The organism is Rathayibacter sp. AY1E8 (genome assembly GCF_002931415.1).
Lineage (GTDB): Bacteria > Actinomycetota > Actinomycetes > Actinomycetales > Microbacteriaceae > Rathayibacter.
On the sequence record NZ_PSVI01000084.1, the window covers coordinates 1 to 9,608 of the forward strand.

Genomic DNA, 9,608 nt, shown 5'->3' on the forward strand with positions numbered 1-9,608 from the left:
GGCCGGGTCGGCCTGGACCGTGCCGACGCACGCCGAGACGAGGCCGCCGAAGCGGTCGACGAGCTCTCCCAGAGCGGAGGCGTCCCCCGTGGCGGAGCGGGCCAGCAGACGGGCGGCGTCCTGCGTCAGCGGCGGACGCACCCGTCCTCCGGTCGCGTCCTCGCCTCCAGCACTCACAGGCCTCAGCGTGTCACCGACTCCGGGACGGCGGGACCAGTTGCGCGGAAGGGGGGTGACATGTAAGGAGCGGATCCGCTATCCGACATCAGAGGCGCGGCCAGCGCGCGCGGGCGAAGCAGAAGAGCCCGTAGGCGATGAGCCCGACGGCGACGAAGCCGAGGAGGAGCACACCTGCCGGCAGCTCCACGAGCGACTTCAGCGCCTCGTCGAGCCCGCCCGCCTGCTCCGGATCATGGGTGACGGCGGCGACGATCAGCAGCACGCCGAGAGCGCCGAGGACCACGCCCTTGGCGACGTAGCCGGCGACGCCGAGCACGGTGACGACGGTGCCCGCCGTACCGCCCGGCTCCGCGACGTTCTCGAGGAACTTCCTGCTCGCTCCGCGGTACACGAAGACGCCGCCGACCGCGAGGACGGCCAGTCCCGCGATCACGAGCAGCACGACTCCGCCCGGCGCCGAGAGCACCTGCGCGCTCGCGCTCTCGGACGACTCGGACGAGCTCGACCCGCCGCCCGTCGCGAACTTCAGCGCCGTCACGCCGAGGGCGCCGTAGACGACGGCCTTGCCCGCCTCCTTCAGCCGGCTGCCCCAGGTCTTCAGGGCGCTCTCGCGCGGGCGGACGAGGAACGCCTCGAGCAGCCCCCAGAGCGCCAGGCCGAAGAGGCCGACCGTGCAGATCCAGAGGATCACCAGACCGCCGGGCTGCGCCGCGAGGGCGCCGAGAGCACCGCTCTGGTCGGCCTCGCCTCCGCCGCCGCGGGCCACGCCGAGGGCGATCACTCCGATCAGGAGGTGGACGAGGCCGTTCGCCGCGAAGCCGCCGCGGGCGAGGGTCCGCACCGCCCGGGAGTCCTGGATGTCGTCGGCGGTGCGCTGGGCGTCGGCGGTGCTCGGAGTGTTCACAGGGTGGACGCTACGCGTTTCCACACCCCCGCGCCCGGCGCTCCGCCGTTCGGAGGTGCTCCCGGAGCCGGTTCTCCACACCTTTCCACAGGGTTGTCCACAGCTGTGGAATCGCTAGAAGGACGAGCGGATCACACGTCGACGGCGCGGACGAGTCCGTCCTGCACGCCGCCCAGCCAGTCGTAGACGCTGCGGATCGCGGCAGCGCTCCCCTCCTCCGGGACGACGTCGTCGGTGTCGTCGATGCCGAGCCGCACGGCCAGAGCGAGCCGCATGTCGGTCAGTGCGCGGAGCCAGGCGATCGCCTGCGGCTCCTCGAGACGGACCGCGACCTCGCCCAGCCCCTCGAAGATCCGGCCGTGACTCGTGCCGTCGCCGGCGTCGAGGGCCGCCGTGACGGCGCGGGCGTCGTCCATCTTGCGGGCGGCGAGGTCCGGAGCGGTGAAGCGGCGGAACTCGTCGGCCGCCTCGGCGTCGTCGCGGTAGGCGTCGGGCAGGAGGCGCGCGAGCGCCGGATCGGAGCGGGCCTCCTCCGAGGACGCCCCGCGATCGAGCAGCTCGAGCATCTCGCCGGCCAGATGGCGGAGGATCCCGGCCTCCTCGCGGTCGAAGCGGGCGACGGCCGCTCCGGAGGAGTCGCGGCGGAACGCGCGCATCAGCCGAGTCCTCGGATGTCGCGAGCGGGGTGCTCTCCGGTCTCCGCGGCCGCGGGGCGCAGCGGGGCGCTCACGCGTCGGCCTTCTGCAGCGTCGCCCACAGGCCGTAGCCGTGCATCGCCTCCACGTGCCGCTCCATCTCCTCGCGGTTGCCGGTCGCGACGACCGCGCGCCCCTCGGTGTGCACCTGCAGCATCAGCCGCTCCGCCTCGGCCCGGCCGAAGCCGAAGTAGCTGCGGAAGACGTACGAGACGTACGACATCAGGTTGACCGGATCGTCCCAGACCAGCACGATCCACGGGACCTCGGCCGCCGAGCGGGTCGCCAGGCGCTCGTCCGCGCGCTCGATCGTGTCCGCCATCCCTCCAGCGTAGGCCGCCGCGCGGACGGACGCCCGGGCGCGCGGGCCGGAGCGTGCTGCCCGCAGCCCGCGAGTGACCAGGAATCGTCGCACTCGGCGCGGGGGCACGAGGACGGGGACCGCGAGAAGCCAGGAGTCGTCGCAGTCGAGCGCGAGTGCGACGACTCCTGGACGGTCGACGTGGAGTCGGCGCCAGCGCCGCCCGCCCTAGGCCGACAGGCGCGGCAGGACCTCCCGGGCGAAGAAGTCGAGGTGGTCGAGGTCCTGCAGGTCCATGAACTGCAGGTAGACGCGCTCGCAGCCGGCCTCGCGGAGGGACTCGAGGCGGTCGACCGCCTCGTCGACGCCGCCGGCCACTCCGTGCTCGCGCAGCTCGGCGGGCTCGCGGCCGATCGCCGCCGCACGACGCGTGAACTCCGCCTCGTCCCCTCCGCCGACCGCGATCAGCGCGACCGAGTGCACCAGCGACGAGGGCTCGCGCCCGATCGCCCGGCACGCCTCGTCGACGCGCTCGAAGGCCCCCGGGATCGCGTCGAACTCGGGGAAGGGCAGATTGAACTCGCTCGCGAACCGCGCCGCGAGCGCCGGGGTCCGCTTGGGGCCGCCGCCGCCGACGATCACCGGCAGCGGCAGGCGGGCGGGCTTGGGCAGGGCCGGGGAGTCGGTCAGCGTGTAGTGCTCGCCGGCGAAGGAGTAGCGCTCGCCGACCGGCGTCGACCACAGGCCGGTCACGATCTCGAGCTGCTCCTCGAGGAGGTCGAAGCGGCGCGGAGGGAAGGGGATGCCGTACGCGGCGTGCTCCTCCTCGAACCAGCCGGTGCCGAGGCCGAGCTCGGCACGGCCCCCGGACATCGCGTCGACCTGGGCGACCTGGATCGCGAGGATCCCCGGCGGCCGGTAGGTGACGGAGGAGACGAGGGTGCCGAGCGCGATCCGCTCGGTCTCGCGGGCGAGGCCGGCGAGCGTCGTCCACGCGTCGGACGGGCCCACGCCGGGATCGCCGTCCCCAATCCGGAGGTAGTGGTCGGAGCGGAAGAAGCCGTCGTAGCCGAGGCTCTCGGCGGCCTGCGCGACGGCGAGGAGGTCCTCGTAGCTCGCGCCCTGCTGGGGTTCGGTGAACACTCTGAACTGCACGGGTCCAGCCTCCCGCACCGGGGCCGGATCATGCCAGCCCGGCTCCCCCGGCCGGGGCCGCCGACAGGCCCCCGTGTACCGTGGACGGTTGCCGCCGACGAGAGGACCCCATGTCCGAGCACCCGTCCTCCCCGGACACCGCCCCCGCCACCGCGGGCACGACCGCCCCTCCGCACCGCCTCGCGCGGTGGGTCTTCTGGCCCGCCGCCGTCCTCACGCTGTCGATCGCGGCCTTCGCGATCCTCGCGCCCGACGCCGCGACCTCCGTGTTCTCGACGCTGCAGACCACCGTCGTCAACACGTTCAGCTGGTACTACGTGCTGATCGCCGCGGTCTTCGTGGCCTTCGCCATCTGGATGGGCGTGAGCCGCTTCGGCGACATCAAGCTCGGCGCCGACGACGACGAGCCCGAGTTCTCGATGCTCGCCTGGATCTCGCTCCTCTTCGCCGCCGGCATGGGCATCGGCCTCGTCTTCTACGGCGTCGCGGAGCCGCTCACCCACTTCGCCACTCCGCGCCCGGGCGTCACCGGCACCGAGACGCAGCTCGCGCAGAGCGCGATCTCGCAGACCTACCTGCACTGGGGCGTCCACGCCTGGTCCATCTACGTGGTGGTCGGCCTCGCCCTCGCCTACGCGATCCACCGCCGCAAGCGGCCGGTGTCGATCCGCTGGGCGCTGGAGCCGCTGCTGGGCCGGCGGGTCCGCGGCGGCTGGGGCAACGCGATCGACGTGGTCGCCCTGGTCGGCACCATGTTCGGAGTCGCGACCTCGCTCGGCCTGGGCGTCACCCAGATCTCGGCGGGCCTGGAGGCGAGCGGCATCGTGGAGTCGTCGCTCACCGTGCAGATCGTGGTCATCGCCGTGGTCACCGGCCTGACCGTCCTCTCGCTGATCTCGGGCGTGGGCAAGGGCATGAAGTGGCTCTCGACCGGCAACCTGCTGCTCGCCGCGGCGCTCCTCGTCTTCGTGCTCGTCGCCGGCCCGACCCAGTTCCTCCTGCGCGAGTTCGTGCAGTCGCTCGGCAACTACCTGCAGAACTTCATCGGCCTGACCTTCACGGTCAGCGCCTACGCCGGCCGCGAGGGCGAGCAGTGGCAGGCCTCGTGGACCACGTTCTACTGGGGCTGGTGGATGTCGTGGGCGCCGTTCGTCGGCATCTTCATCGCCCGCGTCTCGAAGGGCCGGACGGTCCGCGAGTTCGTCGGCGGCGTGCTGCTCGTGCCGACGATCATGACCTTCCTCTGGTTCAGCGTCCTCGGCGGCACGGCCATCTACCGGGAGCTCTACGGCGACGGCGGCCTCGTCGGCGCCGACGGCTCGGTCGACACCAACCTGGCGCTCTTCTCGATGCTGCAGGGACTGCCCGCGGGCTCGGTGCTGACGATCGGCGCGATCCTCCTGATCGGCGTCTTCTTCGTGACCTCCGCTGACTCCGGAGCGCTGGTGATGTCGATGATCGCGACCGGCGGCGAGCCGGAGCCGCGCAACCGCATCCGCGTGTTCTTCGCCGTCGCGACCGCGCTGCTCGCCCTGTCGCTCCTGGTCGCCGGCGGCCTCGACGCCCTGCAGACCGCCGCGATCCTCTCGGCCCTGCCGTTCAGCGTCGTGATGATCCTGATGTGCGTCGCGACGGTGATCGCCTTCCGCCGCGAGATCCGCGCCTACGACAAGGCCCGCCGCAAGGCGTTCGTCGGCGACATCGGCACGTTCTACGGCCTCGAGGTCGAGGATCCGGCGGAGCGCGAGCCCGCCCACCCGATCAAGCGCCTCGCGAACCGCCTGAAGCCGGGGTCGAAGGAGTAGTCGGCTCGGAGGAGCAGCCAGGTCGGACAAGGCCGGGCGCCGCTGGGGCGCCCGGCCGGCCGATCAGCTGGGCGACGGGATGAAGGGGTGCTCCGGCGGGTCCTGGTCGTCGCCGAGGCGGGCGTCGGCGCCCTGGTCGAGCGCCTCGTCGATCGACTCGGGGTCGTCGATCTCGGCCGGGTCCTCCGGCGGGACCGGCAGGGAGTCGCCGTCGGGGCGGGTGGTGTCGGTGACGTCCTCGGGGGCGTCGAAGCCGAAGCTGCTCATGGTTCCCTCTCCGCGGTGCGCCCGGGAGGCGGCGCCGCTGCGGGCAGCCTAGGTCGCGTCCCCGGAGGCGGTCACGGACTTGACGGGGCACCCGAGGGGCCCCGCGGGGTCGGCCTGCTCCGGAGGAGCCTCCGCCCCGGCAGCCGTCAGTGCACGTACTCGAGCAGGTCGGCTCCGAGGGTGCGCATGCCCTCCAGCACCGCGAGGCGGTAGTGCAGGGTCGTGTCGTCGAACTGGGTGGCGACCGCGTAGGCGACTCCGGCGCGCGGGCCGCGGAGGACGCCGGCCTCGGCGCGGACGCCGACGTCGGTGCCGGTCGCGTTGACGAGCAGGACCCCGTGGTCGGGGTGGCGGTGCGCGAGCGGGTCGAGCCCGAACGAGGCGGCGACCATCGAGAGGTCGGTGCCGAGCGAGAGCCAGCCGATCACCCGCGAGCTCACGGCGGTGTCAACGATCTCGCCGTTCGCGAGGGTGGCGAGCAGCCAGGTCAGCTCGCGGGCGGAGCCGATCGAGAGCTGCGGCGCGTCGTCCGGGCCGCGCTCGTCGCGCACGACGTCGAGCAGGGCGGTGCGGGAGAGGCCGAGTGCCTCCGCCCGCTCGCGCACGGCGTCGAGGCCGACGCGGCGCAGCAGGACGTTGGTCGCGAGGTTGTCGCTGGAGGCACCGACGAGGGCGGCGAGGTCGGCGATCGGCATCGACGGCACCTGGAGGTGCTGCCAGAGCCCGGAGCCCGAGACCGCGTCCGCCGCGGTCCGGTCGACCAGGCGCAGGTTCTCCTGCGGCTCGTTCGCCAGCCGGGCGGCGACCTCGATCAGCAGCACGACGGTGCCGAGGGAGGCGGTGGGCATCGAGACGGAGTCGTCGACCGCGAACAGGGTGCGGCCGGTCGCCAGGTCGACGGCGCGCGCCGAGACGACGACCCCGTCGATCGCGAGACGGCCGAGGGCGTCGAAGCCGCGCTGGAAGTTCTCGCGGTCGCCGCCGCCCTTGTGGCGCCCCCGGCGGTTGCGTCGGCTCTCACGGCGGGTCTCGCTGGTGGGGATCACCACGGGTACGGCCCCTCTACGGGTCGGGAGTGCGGTCGTGCGGAGGGGGGACCTGAGTCCTCACGCGCCGGCAGGACGCGCGATCGGCGGACGACCCCGCTGCATCGGTCGGCTCTCGATGCCCGGGGCTCCTCGTCCGTGGTGCGGAGGTGGTCGGCGGCGACTACCAGATGGTGACGCGCTCGCTCGGGGAGAGCCAGAGGGCGTCGCCTTCGGAGACGTCAAAAGTAGCGTAGAACTCGTCGATGTTCCGGACGATCTGGTTGCAGCGGAACTCGGCCGGAGCGTGCGGATCGATGGCGAGGAGGCGGATCGTCTCCTCGTCGCGCGACTTCTGCTGCCAGGCCTGCGCCCAGGAGAGGAAGAAGCGCTCGGCGCCGGTCAGACCGTCCACGACGGGCGGCTCCTCGCCGTCCAGCGAGAGCAGGTACGCCTTCCAGGCTATGCCGAGACCGCCGAGGTCGCCGATGTTCTCGCCGATGGTCAGGGCGCCGTTCACGTGGTGCCCGGGCGTGGTCGCGGGAGCGAGCGCGTCGTACTGCGCGATGAGCGCCTTCGTCCGCTCCTCGAACGCGGCCCGGTCCTCCTCGGTCCACCAGTCGGTGAGGCGGCCGTCGCCGTCGAAGCGCGAGCCCTGGTCGTCGAAGCCGTGGCCGATCTCGTGGCCGATGACGGCGCCGATCGCTCCGTAGTTCGCGGCGGGGTCGCGGGCCTCGTCGAAGAAGGGGAACTGCAGGATCGCGGCCGGGAAGACGATCTCGTTGAAGCCCGGGTTGTAGTAGGCGTTGATCGTCTGCGGGGTCATGAACCACTCGTCGCGGTCGAGCGGGCGGCCGATCTTGCCGAGCTCGCGGGCGAACTCGAACTCGGCCACGCGGCGGGCGTTGCCGAGCAGGTCGGCCGGGTCGATCGAGAGGGCGGAGTAGTCGCGCCAGCGCACCGGGTAGCCGATCTTGGGCGTGAACTTCGCGAGCTTCTCGAGCGCGCGCTCGCGGGTGGCGGGACTCATCCACTCCAGGTCGACGATGGAGCGGCGGTACGCCTCGATGAGGTTCGCGACCAGCACATCCATCGCGGCCTTCGCCGTCTCGGGGAAGTGGCGGGCGACGTAGGTGCGGCCGACCGCCTCTCCGAGCGAGCCCTCGACGAGCGAGACGGCGCGCTTCCAGCGCTCCCGCTTCTGCGGGGTGCCGGTGAGGGTGCGGCCGTAGAAGTCGAAGTTGGCGTCGACGAAGCCGCTGGACAGGTAGGCCGCGGCTCCGCGGATCACCTGCCAGGACAGCCAGTCGCGCCAGGCCGGGAGGCGGTCCTCGGTGAGCAGGCCCGCGAGGCCCTGGAGGAAGCTCGGCTGGCGGACGACCACCTCGGCGAGCGCCCCCTCCGGAGCGCCCATCGCGGTGAGCCAGACGCCGAGGTCGACGCCCGCGGCGAGCTCCTCGACCTCGGACCAGGAGCGGAGGTTGTAGGTCGCCTGGCTGTCGCGGCTGCGGACCTTGTCCCAGTGCGCGGCGGCCAGGTCGGTCTCGAGGGCGACGATGCGCTCGGCGCGGGCCTCGGCGGCGTCGATGCCGGCCAGCGCCAGCATCCGCGCGACGAACGGCGTGTAGGCCTCGCGGACGGAGGCGAACTCCTCCTCGCGGTAGTAGCTCTCGTCCGGCAGGCCGAGGCCGCCCTGGTTGACGAAGACGAGGTAGCGCTCGGGGCTGCCCGGGTCGTTGTCGACGAAGAGGCCGAAGAGCCCGGGGACGCCGGTGCGCTCGAAGGCGCCGACCGCGCGGAGCAGGCCGGGGATCGAGTCGACCCGCTGCACGGCGGCGAGGTCGTCGGCGATCGGGGCGGCGCCGAGCTCCTCGGCCCGCTCCTCGTCCATGAAGGAGGCGTAGAGGTCGCCGAACAGGCGCTCCTCGGTGCCGTGCTGCGCGGTCTGCGCCTCGACGATGATGTCGCGCACGGCCTTCTCCGCCTCCTCCTGGAGGACGTGGAAGGAGCCGTAGCGCGCCTTGTCGGCGGGGATCTCGGTGCGGTCGATCCAGAGCCCGTTGACGTGCCGGTAGAGGTCGTCCTGCGGGCGCGTCGCGGGGTCGAGTTCGGAGCGGTCGATACCGGAGCGAGGCGTCGTCGAGGTCATGGCGGACAGCCTACGTCGGGGCGCCGACACGGTGGCGCGAGGTGCGGCGGGTCGAGCGCGGAGCCGCGGAGGGCGGGCGCGGAGCCGCGGGAGGGCCGGGCGCGCCACCGTCCGGCTCGCGGGGGCGGACTGCTCCTGCGAGCCGGACGGTGGCCGACGGGGACGCCGGAGCGTCAGCGCCCGAGCTGCTCCTCGACGTACGCGCGGATCGGCGTGGTCGGCCGCCCGATCAGGCGGGCGAGCGAGCCGTCGGTCCCGCCGAGGAGGCCATCGGCGATGTTCGCGTCGAGGCCGACGACGAAGCCGACTCCGCCCTCGGGGACGCCGGCGCCGGTGAGGACGCGGGCGTGCTCGTCGGAGGAGACGTGACTGATCGCGGCGTAGCGTCCGGCGACCTCGGCGACGATCGCGGCCAGCTCGTCGAAGCTCCAGGCGGTGTCGCCGGAGAGCTCGTGCACGGTGCCGACCAGGGACGGGTCGGTCAGGGCGACCGCTGCGGCCTCGGCGTAGTCGGTGCGCGCGGCGCTGGCGACGCGGCCGTCGCCGGCGCTCGAGAGGGTGCTGCCGGTGGAGGCGAGCTCGGCGACGGTCTGCTCGTAGTTCTCGTTGTACCAGCCGTTGCGGAGGATGACAGCGGGGACGCCGCTGGCGGCGATCGCCTCCTCCGTGGCCTTGTGCTCGGGGGCGAGGATGAGCGCGCTCGTGGTCGCCTTCGGGGCGCTCGTGTAGACCAGGCGCGCGCCGGCGCGGACGGCGGCGTCGATCGCGGCGGTGTGCTGCGCGACGCGCCTGCCGACCTCGGAGCCCGAGACGAGGAGGACGGCCTCGGCGCCGGAGAAGGCGTCGTCGAGCGAGGCGGGGTCGTCGAAGTCCGCGACGGCGGTGCGGACGCCGAGGTCGGCGGCGAGCGCCTCGAGCTTCGCGGCGTCGCGGCCGGTGGCGACGATGTCGGAGGCGGCGGTGCCGCGGGCGAGCAGGTGCTCGACGGCGAGACGGCCGAGGTGGCCGGTGGCTCCGGTGACGACGAGGGTCATGAGGGGTCCTTCCTGACGGGTGGGGCGGGCGGTGTCTGACATGGAGGTCCTTCGATCACGAGCAGGAGACGCGATCGAGGCAAGCAGGGGGAG

9 protein-coding genes are annotated in these 9,608 nt (G+C 73.1%); 1 reads left to right on the forward strand and 8 read right to left on the reverse strand.

The window, feature by feature from the left end; all coding sequences use genetic code 11:
- Positions 1 to 265: 265 nt before the first annotated feature.
- The 4 genes from C5C74_RS16150 to C5C74_RS16165 form a co-directional block, all read right to left on the reverse strand.
- Positions 266 to 1,084, reverse strand: coding sequence for a DUF1206 domain-containing protein (locus tag C5C74_RS16150; RefSeq protein WP_104225741.1), 819 nt, complete (start codon positions 1,082 to 1,084; stop codon positions 266 to 268).
- A gap of 131 nt (positions 1,085 to 1,215) precedes the next feature.
- On the reverse strand, positions 1,216 to 1,740 hold the full coding sequence (locus tag C5C74_RS16155) for a DUF2017 domain-containing protein (protein ID WP_104225742.1): 525 nt from the start codon (positions 1,738 to 1,740) through the stop codon (positions 1,216 to 1,218).
- 70 nt (positions 1,741 to 1,810) lie between these two features.
- Positions 1,811 to 2,101, reverse strand: a complete 291-nt coding sequence (clpS, locus tag C5C74_RS16160) for an ATP-dependent Clp protease adapter ClpS (protein ID WP_104222829.1) — start codon at positions 2,099 to 2,101, stop codon at positions 1,811 to 1,813.
- A gap of 207 nt (positions 2,102 to 2,308) precedes the next feature.
- Positions 2,309 to 3,235: an LLM class F420-dependent oxidoreductase gene (locus C5C74_RS16165; RefSeq protein ID WP_104351888.1), complete on the reverse strand. Its 927-nt coding sequence runs from the start codon at positions 3,233 to 3,235 to the stop codon at positions 2,309 to 2,311.
- A gap of 110 nt (positions 3,236 to 3,345) precedes the next feature.
- Between C5C74_RS16165 and C5C74_RS16170 the strand changes: the two genes are divergently transcribed.
- Positions 3,346 to 5,040 carry a BCCT family transporter gene (locus tag C5C74_RS16170; protein ID WP_104351889.1) on the forward strand — a complete coding sequence of 565 codons (1,695 nt, stop codon included), beginning with the start codon at positions 3,346 to 3,348 and terminating at the stop codon, positions 5,038 to 5,040.
- 63 nt (positions 5,041 to 5,103) lie between these two features.
- On the opposite strand, the gene C5C74_RS16175 is transcribed toward C5C74_RS16170, so the two are convergent.
- From C5C74_RS16175 to C5C74_RS16190, 4 genes are all read right to left on the reverse strand, one after another.
- Positions 5,104 to 5,307: a hypothetical protein gene (locus C5C74_RS16175; protein WP_104222832.1), complete on the reverse strand. Its 204-nt coding sequence runs from the start codon at positions 5,305 to 5,307 to the stop codon at positions 5,104 to 5,106.
- 146 nt (positions 5,308 to 5,453) lie between these two features.
- Positions 5,454 to 6,356 (reverse strand): serine hydrolase, encoded by a 903-nt coding sequence (locus C5C74_RS16180; RefSeq protein WP_104351890.1) that lies wholly within the window; start codon positions 6,354 to 6,356, stop codon positions 5,454 to 5,456.
- A 160-nt stretch (positions 6,357 to 6,516) separates the two neighbouring features.
- Positions 6,517 to 8,481, reverse strand: a complete 1,965-nt coding sequence (locus C5C74_RS16185) for a M13 family metallopeptidase (RefSeq protein ID WP_104222834.1) — start codon at positions 8,479 to 8,481, stop codon at positions 6,517 to 6,519.
- 173 nt (positions 8,482 to 8,654) lie between these two features.
- Positions 8,655 to 9,515 carry an NmrA family NAD(P)-binding protein gene (locus C5C74_RS16190; RefSeq protein ID WP_104351891.1) on the reverse strand — a complete coding sequence of 287 codons (861 nt, stop codon included), beginning with the start codon at positions 9,513 to 9,515 and terminating at the stop codon, positions 8,655 to 8,657.
- Positions 9,516 to 9,608 lie beyond the last annotated feature (93 nt).